The 583-nt window shown below is 71.7% G+C and carries 1 protein-coding gene; it reads left to right on the forward strand.

Annotation, left to right across the window (positions count from 1 at the left end; all coding sequences use genetic code 11):
• Positions 1-583: methyl-accepting chemotaxis protein (locus GCU56_RS23125; RefSeq protein ID WP_239522765.1), on the forward strand; the 583-nt coding region annotated here is incomplete at both ends.

A 583-nucleotide genomic window follows, 5' to 3' on the forward strand; every position in this document is an offset into this window, starting at 1 on the left:
CGTCGGCGGATGCGGTCGCCGCGTCGTCGGAGGAGCTGAGCGCGTCCTCGGCGCAGATCTCGGCGTCGGCGGAGGAGACGTCCGCGCAGTCCGGCGTCGTCTCCTCGGCTGCTGAGGAGGTCAGCCGCAGCGTGCAGACGGTGGCCGCGGGTGCCGAGCAGATGGGTGCCTCGATCCGGGAGATCGCCAGCAACGCCGCCGAGGCCAGCCAGGTCGCCGCGCGTGCCGTCACCGCCGCCGAGACGACCACCGCGACGGTGGCGAAGCTGGGGGAGTCCTCCGCGGAGATCGGCAACGTGGTCAAGGTGATCACCTCGATCGCCGAGCAGACCAACCTGCTGGCGCTGAACGCCACCATCGAGGCGGCCCGGGCGGGCGAGGCGGGCAAGGGCTTCGCGGTGGTCGCGAACGAGGTGAAGGAGCTGGCGCAGGAGACGGCGAAGGCGACCGAGGACATCGCCCGCCGGGTGCAGTCGATCCAGGGTGACACCACCGCCGCGGTGGCTGCGATCGAGGAGATCTCGCAGATCGTCGCGCAGATCTCCGACCGGCAGACCACCATCGCCAGCGCGGTGGAGGAGCA

Source organism: Geodermatophilus sabuli (genome assembly GCF_010686765.1).
Taxonomy (GTDB): domain Bacteria; phylum Actinomycetota; class Actinomycetes; order Mycobacteriales; family Geodermatophilaceae; genus Geodermatophilus; species Geodermatophilus sabuli_A.